12 protein-coding genes are annotated in these 14,873 nt (G+C 64.6%); 7 read left to right on the top strand and 5 right to left on the bottom strand.

Annotated features, from left to right (window positions below; translation table 11 throughout):
• Positions 1-74: 74 nt before the first annotated feature.
• Entirely contained in the window at positions 75-1,457 is a 1,383-nt protein-coding gene (locus tag ACTHNR_RS21350; RefSeq protein ID WP_440549742.1) for an MFS transporter, read from the top strand.
• A 5-nt stretch (positions 1,458-1,462) separates the two neighbouring features.
• Here ACTHNR_RS21350 and ACTHNR_RS21345 read toward each other — a convergent pair whose 3' ends face one another.
• Complete coding sequence (locus tag ACTHNR_RS21345; RefSeq protein WP_440549740.1) at positions 1,463-3,103, bottom strand: GMC family oxidoreductase; 1,641 nt, start codon at positions 3,101-3,103, stop codon at positions 1,463-1,465.
• Between the two features lie 316 nt (positions 3,104-3,419).
• Between ACTHNR_RS21345 and ACTHNR_RS21340 the strand changes: the two genes are divergently transcribed.
• Both ACTHNR_RS21340 and ACTHNR_RS21335 read left to right on the top strand, forming a co-directional pair.
• On the top strand, positions 3,420-4,391 hold the full coding sequence (locus ACTHNR_RS21340; protein WP_440549738.1) for an AAA family ATPase: 972 nt from the start codon (positions 3,420-3,422) through the stop codon (positions 4,389-4,391).
• Complete coding sequence (locus ACTHNR_RS21335; protein WP_440549736.1) at positions 4,388-6,109, top strand: cobaltochelatase CobT-related protein; 1,722 nt, start codon at positions 4,388-4,390, stop codon at positions 6,107-6,109. The genes ACTHNR_RS21340 and ACTHNR_RS21335 overlap by 4 nt, the downstream gene beginning before the upstream one ends.
• Positions 6,110-6,145: 36 nt before the next feature.
• Here ACTHNR_RS21335 and pta read toward each other — a convergent pair whose 3' ends face one another.
• The 3 genes from pta to ACTHNR_RS21320 form a co-directional block, all read right to left on the bottom strand.
• A complete protein-coding gene (pta, locus tag ACTHNR_RS21330; RefSeq protein ID WP_440549734.1) occupies positions 6,146-7,186 on the bottom strand; it encodes a phosphate acetyltransferase in 1,041 nt (346 codons plus the stop codon).
• A 7-nt stretch (positions 7,187-7,193) separates the two neighbouring features.
• Entirely contained in the window at positions 7,194-9,011 is a 1,818-nt protein-coding gene (gene xsc / locus ACTHNR_RS21325; protein ID WP_440549731.1) for a sulfoacetaldehyde acetyltransferase, read from the bottom strand.
• 156 nt (positions 9,012-9,167) lie between these two features.
• Positions 9,168-9,572: a nuclear transport factor 2 family protein gene (locus ACTHNR_RS21320; RefSeq protein ID WP_440549728.1), complete on the bottom strand. Its 405-nt coding sequence runs from the start codon at positions 9,570-9,572 to the stop codon at positions 9,168-9,170.
• A gap of 474 nt (positions 9,573-10,046) precedes the next feature.
• Between ACTHNR_RS21320 and ACTHNR_RS21315 the strand changes: the two genes are divergently transcribed.
• From ACTHNR_RS21315 to ACTHNR_RS21305, 3 genes are read left to right on the top strand one after another with little or no spacing between them, the layout of a single operon-like run.
• On the top strand, positions 10,047-10,901 hold the full coding sequence (locus ACTHNR_RS21315; protein WP_440549725.1) for an ABC transporter permease: 855 nt from the start codon (positions 10,047-10,049) through the stop codon (positions 10,899-10,901).
• A 24-nt stretch (positions 10,902-10,925) separates the two neighbouring features.
• A complete protein-coding gene (locus ACTHNR_RS21310) occupies positions 10,926-11,945 on the top strand; it encodes a taurine ABC transporter substrate-binding protein (RefSeq protein ID WP_440549723.1) in 1,020 nt (339 codons plus the stop codon).
• A gap of 28 nt (positions 11,946-11,973) precedes the next feature.
• On the top strand, positions 11,974-12,711 hold the full coding sequence (locus ACTHNR_RS21305; RefSeq protein WP_440549720.1) for an ABC transporter ATP-binding protein: 738 nt from the start codon (positions 11,974-11,976) through the stop codon (positions 12,709-12,711).
• A gap of 25 nt (positions 12,712-12,736) precedes the next feature.
• On the opposite strand, the gene ACTHNR_RS21300 is transcribed toward ACTHNR_RS21305, so the two are convergent.
• Positions 12,737-13,555, bottom strand: a complete 819-nt coding sequence (locus ACTHNR_RS21300; protein WP_440549717.1) for an IclR family transcriptional regulator — start codon at positions 13,553-13,555, stop codon at positions 12,737-12,739.
• Positions 13,556-13,877: 322 nt separating this feature from the next.
• On the opposite strand from ACTHNR_RS21300, the gene ACTHNR_RS21295 reads away from it, so the two are divergent.
• The coding region (locus ACTHNR_RS21295) for an NAD(P)/FAD-dependent oxidoreductase (protein ID WP_440549715.1) at positions 13,878-14,873 on the top strand (996 nt) is incomplete at its 3' end.

Below are 14,873 nucleotides of genomic sequence, written 5' to 3'. Positions count from 1 at the left end.
GCCGCCAGGCCGGGCCGAGCGGCTCGCCATCCACCTCGCAAGCCAATACGATAGAGACAGTGGGAGACAACAGCATGAAACAGCGTGCGCAGCGCGTGAAGACGCGCCACATCATTTTGGCGGTCATGTGCCTCATGTATTTCATCTCGTACATCGACCGCGTCAACATCGCGGTCGCCGGGCCGCTGATTCGGCACGAGATGGGGCTGACCACCGTGCAACTCGGCCTCGTATTCTCCGCCTTCGCCTATCCCTACGCCGCGATGCAAATCATCGGCGGGTGGCTGTCGGACAAATTCGGCCCGAAGCTCGTGCTGACGGTGCTGTCGCTCATCTGGGGCGTGGCGACCTTCGCAACAGGGTTCGCCGGCAGCGTCGCGATGCTCGTGGCGCTGCGCTTCGCGCTCGGGATTGGCGAAGGCGGCGCGTTTCCGACGGCGACACGTGCGTTCACATACTGGATGCCGGTATGCGAGCGCGGTTTCGCTCAAGGCATCACGCATAGCTTCGCGCGGCTGGGCGGCGCGGTGACGCCGCCGCTCGTGCTGGCGGTGGTGGTGGCCGGCGGATGGCGCGATGCGTTCATCCTGCTCGGCGTGGCGAGCCTTGCCTGGACCGTGCTCTATTTGTTCGTATTTACGAATTCGCCCGAGCACAACCGTCGTATTACGCCTGAAGAGACGGCGGAAATCGGCTACCGGGCAGGCGACTGCGATCGCGCCAAACGGCAGCCGACGCCCTGGCGCAAGCTGATTCACCGCATGTGGCTCGTCACGTTCGTCGACTTTTGCTACGGCTGGCTGCTGTGGGTCTATCTCACCTGGCTGCCTTCCTATCTGAAGGAATCGCGCGGCTTCGACCTCAAGCATCTCGCGCTGTTCACGGCGCTCCCGCTCTTGGCCGGTGTGGTGGGCGACACGCTCGGCGGCGTGGTGTCGGATCGCATCTTCAAGCTCACGGGGCGGCTGCGTTTCGCGCGCTGCGCGGTGCTCGTGGTCGGCATGGGCGGGTCTCTGGCCTTTCTGTTGCCGATGATTTCCGTCGGCAATCCGCTCACGGCCGTATGGTTGCTGACGGGCTCGTTCTTCTTCTTGGAGATCACGAACCCGGTGCTATGGACGCTGCCGCTCGATATCGCGGGCAAGTATGCGGGCACGGCGGGGGGAATGATGAACACCGGCTTCGGCGTGGCCGGGATGCTCTCTCCGGTGGTATTCGGTTACCTGATCGAGCGTACGGGCAGCTACGACGTGCCGTTCGCCGTGTCGGCGGCGCTGCTGGCGATGGGAATCGTTGCGGCGCTGTTTATCGATACGAGCCGCACCGTCGAGGCGGACGAGGAACGCGAGCGGCGCGAGGGCGGGGCAAAAAGCGGTGCGTTCGCTTTTCTCGACGCCGTGCCTGCCGTGCGCCTGGAGCGCCACACGCTGCGCCGCCCGCTGCGCTGGCGTCGTTGAGCATGTCACATGCCGGCGGCTTCGGCGTACGCCGGCTGCAAACTGGCCTGCGCGACACGATCTTCGATGATCATGTCCGCGGCCTTTTCCGCAATCATGATGACCGGGGCGTTCGTGTTGCCCGAGACGAGTTCGGGCATGATCGACGCGTCGACCACGCGCAAGTGCGCGACGCCGCGTACGCGCAAACGTTCGTCCACAACGGCGAGCGGATCGTTGCCCATCTTGCAGGTGCCGGCGGGGTGATAAATGGACTGGCTGAATTGGCGCGCCGCATCGAGCAGTTCCGCGTCGCTGCGGTACTGCGCGCCCGGTATGAACTCCGACACGATATGCGGCGCAAGCGACGGCGCGGCGGCGATACGTCGCGCGACTTTGATTGCGCCGACGACGACCGGGTGATCGCGTTCGTCGGACAGATAATTCGCATGAATGGCGGGATACTGCAGCGGATCGGCCGAGCGGATCTCGATGTGGCCGCGGCTGAACGGCCGCAACTGGCAGACCGACGACGTGAACGCCGAAAATCGGTGCGCGCCTTGACCCGGCTTATCCGCGCTGAGCGGCTGCATGTGGAACTGGATGTCGGGCCGATCGAGCGCGGGGTTCGAGCGCGTGAAGATGACGACTTGGCTCGCGGCCAGCGTCAGCGGGCCCGTGCGCCAAAGCGCGTATTGCATGGCGATCCATGCTTTGCGCAGCGGATGATTGACCTCGTCGTTGAGCGTGCGCTCTCGTGTGCGGAAAACGAGCCGGACCTGCAAGTGATCCTGCAGGTTTTGGCCCACGCCCGGAAGATCGACGCGCACCGGTACACCTGCGCGCTGCAGCACTTTCGCGGGGCCGATACCCGAGAGCTGGAGAAGCTGCGGCGAGCCGATGGCGCCGCAAGCCAAGATGACTTCGATGCGGGCGCGTACGGTCTTGCGCACGCCTTCGTGCAGATACTCCACCCCGACGGCCGTATTGCCCTCGAACAGCACCCGGCACGCTTGCGCACGGGTGACGACGTGCAAATTCGATCGCATGCGGGCCGGCTTCAGAAACCCTTTCGCCGTGCTCCAGCGAAACCCCTTATGCGCGGTTTGCTGGAAATAGCCGACGCCCTCTTGGCTCGCGCCGTTGTAGTCGGGGTTGAGCGGAATGCCGATCTCCTGCGCCGCGGCGATGAAATGATCGGCGATCGGGCGCCGCAGACGCAGATCGGAGACTTTCAAGAGTCCGCCTACGCCATGATATGCGTCGGCGCCGCGCGCCTGATCTTCCGATTTCTTGAAGTAGGGCAGGACGTCCGCATAGCTCCACCCGCGATTGCCGAGCGCGGCCCAGCGATCGTAGTCCTCGCGTTGGCCGCGTACATAGAGCAAGCCGTTCAGCGAACTCGAGCCGCCCAGCACTTTGCCGCGCGGCCAGTCGATTTGACGTCCGGCCACGTTCGCGTCGGGCTCGGTGCGATAGCACCAATCGAGCTTCGGGTCGTGCATGGTCTTGAAGTAACCCACGGGCACGTGTATCCAGGGGTTCGTGTCGGCGCCGCCCGCTTCCAGCAGCAAAACCGATCGACGCGGGTCCGCACTCAAGCGATTGGCCAGCACGCATCCCGCCGATCCCGCGCCGACGATCAAATAGTCGACTTCCCGTTCCATGACAATCGTCTCCTGACAGTGCGCACGCGGCGCCGCGACGGCGTCGCGCGCTTTTCGGCTCAATGTCGCGGATGCCCGCGCGGTTCGCAAGCGCGGCGCGGGGTTGAAGACGAAACTGAAACGGAAAGTGCCGATTCGGCATCAAAAATTCCCGGTGGATGCGCAGCATCAGAGCCGCGTCAGCTTGGCTGTACCAGACGAAAGCGCGTGTCTGGTGCTACCGGGGACAGCTTTCCCATCGATACAATTTGTTCCGAAATGCGGGATTGCATCCAACGATTGCGGCAGCGAGGAGTGTGAGGTGACGACTGAGTTCATGCAAAGAACGCCCGACAAAACGATGTCGGCGCGCGAGTGCTTCGGCATCGATTCGAGCCTGGCCGTCCCCGCCTTCAGCGAACGCGACGACCATGTGCCCGACATCGATCCGGCTTACCGATTCAATGACGAGGTGACGCTGGCGATCCTCGCCGGTTTCATGTTCAACCGGCGTGTGATGGTGCAGGGTCTGCACGGCACCGGCAAGTCGACGCACATCGAGCAGGTGGCCGCACGACTGAATTGGCCGTGCGTGCGCGTGAACCTCGACGGTCATATCAGCCGGCTCGACCTCGTGGGCAAGGATGCGATCGTTTTGCGCGACGAGCGGCAGATAACGGAATTCCAAGAAGGCATCGTGCCCTGGGCGCTGCAACGGCCGGTGGCGCTGATCTTCGACGAATACGATGCGGGCCGGCCCGATGTGATGTTCGTCATCCAGCGGATCCTAGAGCGCGACGGCAGTTTCACGCTGCTCGATCAAAATCGCGTGATCCGTCCGCATCGCTATTTCCGGCTCTTTGCGACGACGAACACGATCGGGCTCGGGAATGTGAACGGCCTCTATCACGGTACGCAATTGCTTAATCACGCGCAGATGGACCGATGGAACGTCGTGGCCACGCTCAATTATTTGCCGCACGACGAGGAGGTGGGTATCGTGCTCGCGCGCGTGCCGGAAATGGCCGACGAAGCGGGCCGCGCGCTCGTTGGATCGATGGTGGAGATGGCGGCGCTGACGCGCAAGGGCTTCGCGGCCGGCGACCTTTCCACGTTGATGTCGCCTCGCACCGTGATCAATTGGGCCGAGAACTGTCAGATCTTTCGTGACCCGGCGCTCGCTTTTCGGCTGACGTTTTTGAACAAGTGCGAGGAGGCCGAACGCTCGATCGTGGCCGAGTATTACCAGCGCTGCTTCGGCGTCGAACTTGCCGCGGAGCCGGCGGCAGACGCAGGACTGCGCCAATGACGCCGCCGCGCGAGGACGTCAGCGCCGCGCTGCGACGCGAAGCCCTGTGCGCGGCGGTCGTGCGCGCACTAACGGGCGATGCCGCGTTGCATTATCGCGGCGGGCGGTTGTGCCGGCAGCGGCGGCCGGTGCCGTTGCATGCGCCGCATGTTCACGGCAACGCCTATACCGACGATTTCGCCTCGCTGCGCGGTGCGGCCGACGGCGCCGCCGCGCGGCTCACGCATTCCGATGCGGCGCTGCATCGACTGCTCGCGCCTGTAGATCGCCTCGAACGGCTGCTGTTCGAACTGTTCGAGCAAGTGCGCTGCGAAGCGCTGGCCGCGCCCGGTATGCAGGGCCTCGGCCGCAACTTGCGGTACCGGTTCGAGTCCTGGTCGCGGGCGTATTGCCGCTCGGGGTTGATCGACGGCGATCTCGGCATCCTCGTCTATACCGTCTTGCAGCTCGTATGGTCGCGCGTGACCGGCTGGCCCGTGCTTGCCGAAAGCGAGGGCCTCATCGAGGCAACGAGGGCCGGCATTACGCCGCACATCGGCTCGGCGCTCGCAGGCCTGCGCCGGCGCCGCTTCGATCAGCGCGCCTATGGAGAAGTCGGTCGCGAGTTGGCGCGGCGCATCGCGGCGATGCTCGAGGACGCCCGCGCCGGTTCCGCCCTCGAAGACGAAGCCGATGCGCGCGACCCCGACGATCCCTTGACGTCGTTTTCGCTGTGGGTGGACTTCGACGAATCGGATGATCTACTGCCGGGCGGGGATGCGACGGAAAAGGGCCGCGCGCCTTTTGCGGTCGCGCATGCTTATCGCGCCTACACGACGCAGTTCGACCGCGAGGTGCGGGCAGGCGCCCTCGTGCGCGCCGCATTGCTGCGCGAGTACCGCGAGCAACTCGACGAGCGCATCGCGGCGCGCGGGATCAACGTGGCAAGGGTTGCGCGAGCGATACAAGCGGCGCTCGCCGTGCCCGTACCCGATGGCTGGTCGTTCGGCGAGGAAGAGGGGCGCATCGACGGACGGCGCCTCGCGCAGGTCGTCAGTTCGCCCGGAGAACGCCGCGTATTCGTGCAAGAGCGGCTTCGCCCCCGCGGCGATTGCGTGCTCGGATTTCTGATCGACTGCTCGGCCTCGATGAAGGCGCATGTCGATACGGTGGCGATGCTGGTCGATACGCTCACGCGGGCGAGCGAACAAGCGGGTCTGGCCACGGAAGTCCTGGGTTTCACGACGGGGCGTTGGAACGGCGGCCGCGCGCGCAACGAGTGGCTCGCGCAGGGACGGCCGCCCCGACCGGGCCGTCTAAACGAGCTTTGCCATATGGTGTTCAAAAGCGCTGACGACAGTTGGCGGCGTGCGCGCGGCGACATCGCGGCGCTGTTCAAGCCCGATCTGTTCCGCGAAGGCGTGGACGGCGAGGCGATCGAGTGGGCGTGTACGCGGCTCGCCGCGCATCGGGCGGCGCGTCGCATCCTCGTCGTGATTTCGGATGGCAGCCCGATGGACACGGCCACGGTCCAAGCGAACGACGCGCGCTATCTCGACGCGCATCTGAGCGAAGTGCTAGGGCGGCATGAATCGCTGCGCGACGTCGATGTCATTGGGTTAGGCGTCGCGCGCGATTTGAGCGTGTCGTTCCGGCATTGCTTGGCGCTGGATCCGGCGGCGCCGCTGGATACGAAGCGCCTGATCGCCCTGGCGCGATGGGTCGGCGCGCGCCGATAGCGCCGTGAAGCCGGAGCAATCGGCGCGGCTCTCGTCTCACGCCGCGTGCGGTTCTTGGGTGTGATGCGCGGCGCGCTCGCGCGCCGCTTGCGCTTGCACCGCCGTTACGGCGATGACGTAATAGATGTCTTCTGCGCTGCACCCGCGCGACAGGTCGTTGGCCGGATGATTCAGGCCCTGCAGCAACGGGCCGATGGCCTTCGCGCCGCCGATCCGTTCCGCCAGCTTGTAGCCGATGTTGCCGGCATCGAGGTTCGGAAACACGAGCACGTTCGCATGCCCGCCCACTTGCGAGTGCTCGATCTTGCGTTCGGCGATCTCGGCCACGATCGCCGCGTCGAGCTGGACGTCGCCGTCGATGGCGAGGCCAGGGCGCTGCGACTTCACGCGTTGCGTCGCTTCGACGACTTTATCGACATGCGCATGATGCGCGCTGCCGCTGGTCGAAAACGAGAGCATGGCGACGCGCGGCTCTTCCATCAAGAGGTTGCGCGCGCTATCCGCCGCCGTCATCGCGATTTCGGCGAGCTGAGCCGCATCCGGATCGACGACGAGCGCGCAGTCGGAAAAGATCAGCCCGCCCTTGTACCGATGGAACGGCTCGCACAGCATCATGAGGAAGAAGCTCGACACGAGCTTGAACGACGGTTCGATGCCGATGAGCTGAATGGCGGTGCGAACGACGTCGGCCGTCGTATTCACCGCGCCCGCCACCGATCCGTCCGCATAACCCAGACGCACCATCAACGCCGCGAATACGAGCGGTTTGAGCACCTCCTGTTGCGCCAGTTCATGCGTCATCCCTTTCGCGGCGCGTAGCGCAACCAGCTCGTCGGCGAGGATCGCGCGCCATTCCGATGCGGCCGGATCGATCAACGCGATCTCGTCCAGGGACAGCGCATCGCGTTCGGCGGCGCTCCGGATGGCCTCCGGATCGCCCACCAAGACGATGCGCGCGACCCCCTCGCGGCTGGCGCGAACAGCGGCCGCCAGCACGCGGGGGTCTTCGCCCTCGCAGAGCACGATGCGCGTGGGTGACTGACGCGCGGCTTCGATGATGCGGTTCAGGGCTTTCATGCCGGGCTCAAACGTAATCCTTGTACTTGTCGAGCAAGCGCACCGGCTTGGACAACGCGTCGCGACGGAACGGATCGCCGAGTTCGCGCGTACAGAGGATTTCGACGATCGTCGTTTTGCCTTCGTTCATCTGCATGTCGATCGCACGCTTGAGCGCGGGGCCGACGTCCTCGAGCCGGTCGACGACGATCCCTTCGGCGCCCATCGCACGCGCGATGGCCGCGAAGCTTTGATTGTCCAGTTCGCCCGCCACGAAGCGACGATTGTAGAAGTCGACTTGATTCTTCTTCTCCGCGCCCCACTGCCGATTGTGGAAGACGACGGCGGTGACGGGAATGTTGTGCCGCACGCAGGTCATCGTCTCCATGAGGCTCATGCCCCACGCGCCGTCGCCGGCGTACGACACGGCCGGGCGATGCGGGGCGGCGACTTTCGCGCCGATGATGGTCGGAAACGCGTAGCCGCAGTTGCCCCAGCTCATCGCCGCGAAGAAGCTGCGCGGCTTGTTGAAGCGCAGATAGCTATTGGCGACCGAGTTGATGTTGCCGATATCGGTCGACACCATGACGTCTTCCGGCATGGCCTTTTCGAGCTCGCGCAACACCTGGCGCGGGTGCAGGTATTGGCCGCCGTTGAAGGTGCGCTCGTGCTTTTGCTCCTCGATCATGTCGAGGCTGTACGGGTCGAGTTCATGGGTCCATCCGTCCAGCTCCTTCTCCCACGCGGCTTTTTCGGTGGCGATCTGGTCGGCGCGCTCCGCACGCGTGGCGTCGCAAGCGAGCGTGCGATTCGTCAGACGCTGAGTCAGCGCGACGGCCGTGGCTTTCGCATCGCCGCAGATGCCCACCGAGATCTTCTTCACGAGACCGAGCATCTTATGGTCGGCGTCGATTTGGATGATCTTGGCTTCTTTCGGCCAGTAATCCATGCCGTGCTGCGGCAAGGTGCCGAACGGCCCGAGCCTCGAGCCGAGCGCGATCACCACGTCGGCGCGCGAGATCAGTTTCATCCCGGCTTTCGAACCCTGGTAGCCGAGCGGGCCGCACCAAAGCGGATGGTTTGCCGGGAAAGAGTCGTTGTGCAGATAGCTGTTGACGACCGGCGCGCCCAGGCGTTCGGCGAGCGCCTTGCATTCTTCGATGGCGTCGGCCATCACCACGCCGCCGCCCGAGATGATGACTGGAAACTTGGCTTGCGCGATCAGGTCGGCCGCTTCGTTCAGGCTTTGTTCGCCGCCGGGGCCGCGATCGAGCTTGCGCGGCTGCGGGATCTCCACCTTGATCTTGCCGTAGAAGTAGTCGCGCGGGATGTTGAGCTGAGTCGGACCCATCTCGGCCGTCGCGCGATCGAAGCAGCGGGCCGTGAATTCGGCCATCCGCGCGGGGTGGGTGACATGGCCCTGGTACTTCGTGAATTCTTGGAACATCGGCAACTGGTTCGCCTCTTGGAAGCCGCCGAGCCCGATGCCCATCGTACCGGCTTCGGGCGTCACGATCACGACCGGGCTGTGCGCCCAATAAGCGGCGGCGATCGCCGTCACGCAGTTGCTGATGCCCGGGCCGTTCTGGCCGATCACGACGCCGTGGCGGCCCGATACGCGCGCATAGCCGTCGGCCATGTGGCCCGCGCCTTGTTCGTGCACGACCGGGATGAGGCGGATGCCCGCCGGCGCGAAGATGTCCATCGCGTCCATGAACGCGGAGCCCATGATGCCGAACATGTCGGTCACGCCGTTGGCGGCAAGGGTTTCGACGAAAGCTTCGGACGGCGTCATGTCTTGCGCTGCGTTGGCGCTCGCGCGCTGGGAGGAGGATTGGTCGCTCATGGGTGTGTCTCCGGTCTTCATTTAACGGGATGCCTTAGTGCCGATGCTAAGCACGGCGAAACTCGGGTCAAGGCATTCCGGATGTCGATGACGAATATGGAATGAAATGAAATGATTCGTTTCAAAATGCGCGGACGCCAAGCGCCGCGCGATGCGTTAAGCGGTTTGCTTCGGGCGTTCCTTGCGGAAGGCGCGCTTGACCGCGATCAAGCCGTCGCGGAATTCGAATAGATCGCAGCCTTCGGCCTCGATGCGCCATCCTTCCGCATGCGTGCCCGTGAATACCCATTCCGATACGCCGCGTTCGCCGGCGACATAGTGGCGCCCGTGGCCCCAATGCGCGTCGGGGAAGGTGCGAAATACCGCTTCGAAAGCGGCCCGGACCGCATCCCGTCCGACGAAACGGGCGCCGTATACCTCTGGCCCGGCGGCCGCATCGAAGATGCAATCCTCGGTCATGAAGCCCATGAGGGCGTTCGCGTCGTGGCGATTGAACGCATCCGAGAACGCAGCGAGCGTATCGGCTGTGACGGTGGAAGGGGCGAGGGGCGCTACTGACATGCATGTCTCCTGAGGGATGTGGGTTGGCTGCTTTTTGCGCCGCTTATGGGGCCGCTTATGGGGCCGCTTAGGGGGCAGCTCACCGGGCCGATACCGAGCCGGTGCTGCGTCGGCGGGCGACCGCACGCTGCGGCGCGAGGTAGGGATACGTTAAAGCGGGCCCGCGTGGCGGGGTAGCGCCAGTTCGGCTATTTCGCTTGGGCCAGGGCAGGGCCGGGCGCGGCCTGCGGCGGGCGGCGCGAGGGCGCCCACGGGCTGGACCCATCGGATCCTTTCGCCTGGCACTACCCGCTCTTTTATTGATTGACAATGCTGGATTGAACGGGCGTATTCGACAACGCGCTAGGGCAAGGCCGGAAGTCTTCCTTGCACTCGCTGCCTATACTTTTAATCAGACCCGTCAAAGGCAATAAGACAAGCGTTATTCAATGCGACGCGGTGCGCGCCCTGTATCTGGAACTGGAGGAGACGGCAGTGAGAGCCCTACCCCGATTCGGCAAGACGATCAAACATCCCATGATTCCGCCCGGCCCACCGAGAATCAAGCTGCGGCGCGAGCGCGCCGGTATGAATTCGTACTGGCTGACCGCCGCCGTCATCGCGATAGCCGTCGCTTCTTGGCAGGCCGTATCGCTGGCGGGCGTCTTCCCGGCGTTCGCGCTGCCGTCGCCCGTGGCGGTGTGGCAATCGTTCGTCGACATCCTGCGCAACGGATACGGCGGGCAGTCGCTGATCGCCGACATCATGATCAGCTGCTTTCGCATCGTCATCGGCTTCGTGGGCGCGGTGGCGATCGGCGTGCCGGTCGGGCTCTTGATGTCGCGCAACAAGATCGTGTTCGACATCATCGACCCGTTGCTGCAGTTCGTGCGTCCCGTCCCGCCGCTCGCCTATATCCCGCTGCTCGTCGTTTGGTTCGGGATCGGGGAGTTGCCCAAGGCGATTCTGATTCTCGTCGGCACGATCCCGGTCATCATCATCGGGACGATGTCGGGCGTCAAAAGCACGCCGCCGCTGCGCATTGCCATGGCGCGCACGCTGGGCGCGACGAACGCTCAGATCTTTCGGCGAATCGTGCTGCCCTCCGCATTGCCGGAAATCTTTACCGCGATGCGAGTCGGTATCGGCGTGGCGTGGACCTGTCTCGTCGCGGCCGAGCTCATCGCGGCCAGCAGCGGCCTGGGCTGGCTGGTTCAGTTCGCCGGACAGGCGCTGCAGGTCAGCGTCGTGATCGTGGGCATCGTCATCATCGGAGTGATCGGTTATGCGATGGAACTGGTCATTCGCAAATTCGAAAACTGGATCGTGCCTTGGCGCGGCCATGAGTAAGTCCACCATCGGAGGAGACGAAAAATGAACAAGACGGGAGCAATTCGATTGGCGGCCGCTGCCGCGCTGGCTGCGAGCGCGCTGTTCGGCGGCGCGGTCCACGCCCAGGGCAAGCCCGAAGTCATCATCGGCTACGAGGACAACGGCGCCGATCCTTACATGGTGTCGATGGCCGAGCACCTATTCGAGCGGCAGATGAAGGCCGACGTGCAGTACAAGCTCTTCAGCTCGGGCCCGGCCGCGATGAGCGCGCTCGCGTCCAATAGCCTGACGTTCATGTGCGGAATCGGCATCCCGCCGCTGGTCACCGCGATCGCGCAGGGGCTGCCGATGACGATCGTCTACAACCAGGAGCGCTATACCAACGCGGCCGGCATCGTGGTGAAGCCCGAGAGCGGGATCCACGACGTAGCGGGCTTGCAGGGCAAGAAGATCGCGATCGTCGCCGGCTCGCAGGCGTCGTTCGAATTGGCGACGTTTTTGGCCGAAGCACACGTGCCGTATTCGTCCGTCACGCAGATCAACATGGCGCCGCCGCAGATGCGCACGTCGTGGGTGACCGGCGCGATCGACGCGGCGATCGTCTGGGACCCGGTCTTCAGCGCGCTGCGTGCGGCGGGCGGCAAGGCGATCAAGACCGATGGCGATCTGCCGCGCAGCGCCTCGAGCTACAACGTGTGCATCGCCAACGCCGATTGGGCGAAAGCCCACCCGGATCTCGTGCGCGGTTTCGTGGCCGCGCTCGACGAGGGCTATCAAGTGACGCAGAAGGAGCGCGATAAGGCCATTGCCGAAATGGCGCGCCAAACCGGCGTGACCGTGGCCGTCGCGCAAAGCGAGTTGGCCGGCTACGAGCTTTTTTCGGGCGCGGATCAAACGACGCCGAACGTCATGGGAAGCGGTGCGGGCGTGAAAACGTCGGCGACGTACGAGACGTTGGTGAACACGGCGAAGGTGCTCAACTCCATCGGGCGCATTCAAACCGTGCCCGCAACCTTCGAGACCAACGTCGCGCCGCAGTATTCGCAATCGCTCGCGCACTGACCACCGACTCGCCAAGCAGGAGACGAACTTGAACATCGTCATCGATTCCCTGTACAAGACGTTCGGCGCCACATCGGCGCTCGAAAACATCAATCTCCATTTCCAGGGCGGGGAGTTCGTCACCGTGCTCGGGGCCTCAGGATGCGGCAAGACGACCTTGCTGCATCTGCTGGCGGGGCTGACTTCGCCCTCGCGCGGCAACATCTATGTCGATGGCGAAGTCAAGACTCAGCCCGGGGAAGATCGCGTCGTGGTCTTTCAGCAGGCTGGGTTGCTGCCGTGGCTCAGCGTGGAGGAGAACATCGAATTCGGGTTGTCGCTGCATTCGGTGCCCAAGGCCCAGCGTCGGCAAGCGTCGGCCGACATTCTGCGCACCATCGGGCTCGAGGCCTTCGCGAAGCACAAGCCGTATGAGCTGTCGGGGGGCATGCAGCAGCGCGTGGCGATCGCGCGCGCCCTCGTCATGAAGCCGAAGGTGTTGCTGATGGACGAGCCGTTCGGCGCGCTGGATGCGCAAACGCGAAGCGCGATGCAGACGTTCTTGACCTCGCTGTGGGAACAATTGCAATGCACGATCGTCTTCATCACGCATGACATCGACGAAGCGGTGTTTCTCGGCACGCGTCTTGTCGTACTGTCCGCGCGGCCGGGTCGCGTCGCACTCGACGTCCCAATCGAACTCGAACGGCCGCGCACGCCGAACGTCGCCTTCGAGCCGCACTTTCTGGAGCTGAAGAAGCGCGCGATGGCGATTCTCGCGCATTGAGCTTAGCCGGCCGCGCCGGCCGGCGTCACCCGCCGTTGCCGTTCAAATGCAGCAGCGGGGCAAGCCGGCTGGCGGCTTGCTTCATCTGCGGGACCGCTTTGAGCAGATCGTCCAGCGTCGCCCGCGCGGTGGGCGCATGAACGGCCAGCGACGCCAGCACGTGGCCATCCGCGGCGGCGCGCACCGGCACGGCAACGGCCACCATGCCGCGCACGAATTCCTCGTTGTCGATGCCCACGCCGCGCGCGCCTAGACGGTCCAGCTCGGCGGCCAGCAGTTGCGGATCGGTCAGCGTTCGATAAGTCATCTTCTTGAGCGTGAGCTGCGAGAGCATCGCGTTGCGCTCGAGCGCCGTCATTTGCGACAAAAACAGCTTGCCGCTGGCTGTGCAATGCAACGGCACGCGCATCCCAGGACGCATCTCCAGCCGCAGCGGCTCTGTCGTTTCCACGCGCTCCACGTACAGCACCGCATCGTTGTCGAGCGCGGTGAGGTTACAGGTTTCTCCGAGCACGTCGACGAGCGCGCGCAGAACCGATCGGCATCCACGCGTAAACGTGTTGTTCGAGAGCGTCGCCAGCGCGAACTGCGCGGCGCGCGGGCCGAGGGCGATCGCGCGGTCATGGCCGCGCGAGTCCGGCAGATGCATCACATAGCCGCGCGTTTCCAACGATTCGATCATCCGCAGCAGCGTGGCCTTCGGGATATGCAAACGCACGGACAGCTGCGACAGCGTGTACGGCTGTCCCGCGGACGCCAACGCTTCCAGGACGGCCAGCGCGCGCAGCACGCGCGCATCGTCGGCGGGTGCGGCATCGGCCGATGCGGGCGCGTTCGCTGGCATGTCTGTCTCCCTCGATGATTCGCCGCGTGCTCGGATACCGTTGCCTACGGCGGCGAAAATGAACCGTTTCGTACCACTTTCATAGCGTGATCCAAGAACGCGCATATGGCTATGCTGGTTTATGCCGATCGATGCGCGGCCCCGGCGCCGACGCCGCATTCGCCCGCGGTTCGACCCCCTGGGACGATGCTTTGCTGGTCCAAGCGAATGCGCGCGACTGGTTCTACCTCGCGGAAATTCCCCTACCTACACTTTCTTCATCGGATCGCCGCGTCGGTGCGTCCGCGCACGATCGACCCAACAAAACGATTAGGAGGAAGACATGGAATACAGCTCAGTCGAGCGGGCGTCGAACGGGTTCACCAAGAGCGCGCCGCTCGATAGACGCTACGATCCCACCTACGACCCGCTCGTCTCGCCGGGCCCCGGCCAAGGCAAGGACTACGCTCCCACGTATTGGGTCGCGACGGCGGGTTCGCCTCCGCCGGACGACGGCCCGATTACGCGAGACATCGACGTCGACGTGGCCATCATCGGCGCCGGCTATACGGGCCTCGCCACCGCGTTGTGCCTCGCTCGCGAGCACGGCATCAAGGCGGTCGTGCTCGAAGCGAATCGCACGAGCTGGGGTTGCAGCAGCCGCAACGGCGGGCAGGCGCAGAACGCATCGGGACGCTTGTCGCGTTCTCAGTGGATCGAGAGGTGGGGCAAGGATGTCGCGTTGAAGATGCACGACGAGATCCTCGAGGGCTTCAACCATTTCAAGTCGTTTCTCACCGAGATCGATTGCGATCCGCAGCCGGGCGGGCACTTTCTGATCGCGCATCGCGCCCGCATCATGGAAAAGCTGGCGGCCGAGGCGAAGGTGTGGAAGGACGTGTTCGGCTACCCGTCGGAGCTCTTGAGCGCACAGACGTTCCGCCGCGAATTCCTGAACGATCACGAGGCGGCGGGCGCGCTGCACGAGCCCGAAGGCATCGGCATTCACGCGCTCAAGCTCGCGTTCGGCTACTTGCGTCTCGCCCGCGCGGCGGGCGCGCGCGTGCATACGAGCAGCCCCGTGACGGGATGGGAGACGATCGGCGGCGTGCATCACCTTCACACGCCGGGCGGCATCGTGCGGGCGAGGGCCGTGGGCATCGCGACCGGCGCCTATACCGCGCAGACGCTTCACCCATCGCTGCGCAGCAAGGTCATGCCGATTCTGTCGAATTCGATGGTGACCCGCGTGCTCACCGACGAGGAAATTCAAGCCTGCAACTTTCGCACGACCCAGGTTTTGACCGACACACGCACGCTGCGCTTCTACTATCGCTTT

This window comes from Trinickia sp. (assembly GCF_051954495.1).
GTDB lineage: Bacteria > Pseudomonadota > Gammaproteobacteria > Burkholderiales > Burkholderiaceae > Trinickia.
The sequence above is the reverse complement of the archived record's forward strand: the minus strand, read 5'-3'. Positions and strand labels throughout refer to the sequence as shown.

What these genes read in the sequence shown, in the direction of transcription:
- ACTHNR_RS21350 (WP_440549742.1), top strand. Translation starts at nt 75, where the DNA reads ATGAAACAGCGTGCGCAGCGCGTGAAGACGCGCCACATCATTTTGGCG.
- ACTHNR_RS21345 (WP_440549740.1), bottom strand. Translation starts at nt 3,103, where the DNA reads ATGGAACGGGAAGTCGACTATTTGATCGTCGGCGCGGGATCGGCGGGA.
- ACTHNR_RS21340 (WP_440549738.1), top strand. Translation starts at nt 3,420, where the DNA reads ATGCAAAGAACGCCCGACAAAACGATGTCGGCGCGCGAGTGCTTCGGC.
- ACTHNR_RS21335 (WP_440549736.1), top strand. Translation starts at nt 4,388, where the DNA reads ATGACGCCGCCGCGCGAGGACGTCAGCGCCGCGCTGCGACGCGAAGCC.
- pta (WP_440549734.1), bottom strand. Translation starts at nt 7,186, where the DNA reads ATGAAAGCCCTGAACCGCATCATCGAAGCCGCGCGTCAGTCACCCACG.
- xsc (WP_440549731.1), bottom strand. Translation starts at nt 9,011, where the DNA reads ATGAGCGACCAATCCTCCTCCCAGCGCGCGAGCGCCAACGCAGCGCAA.
- ACTHNR_RS21320 (WP_440549728.1), bottom strand. Translation starts at nt 9,572, where the DNA reads ATGTCAGTAGCGCCCCTCGCCCCTTCCACCGTCACAGCCGATACGCTC.
- ACTHNR_RS21310 (WP_440549723.1), top strand. Translation starts at nt 10,926, where the DNA reads ATGAACAAGACGGGAGCAATTCGATTGGCGGCCGCTGCCGCGCTGGCT.
- ACTHNR_RS21300 (WP_440549717.1), bottom strand. Translation starts at nt 13,555, where the DNA reads ATGCCAGCGAACGCGCCCGCATCGGCCGATGCCGCACCCGCCGACGAT.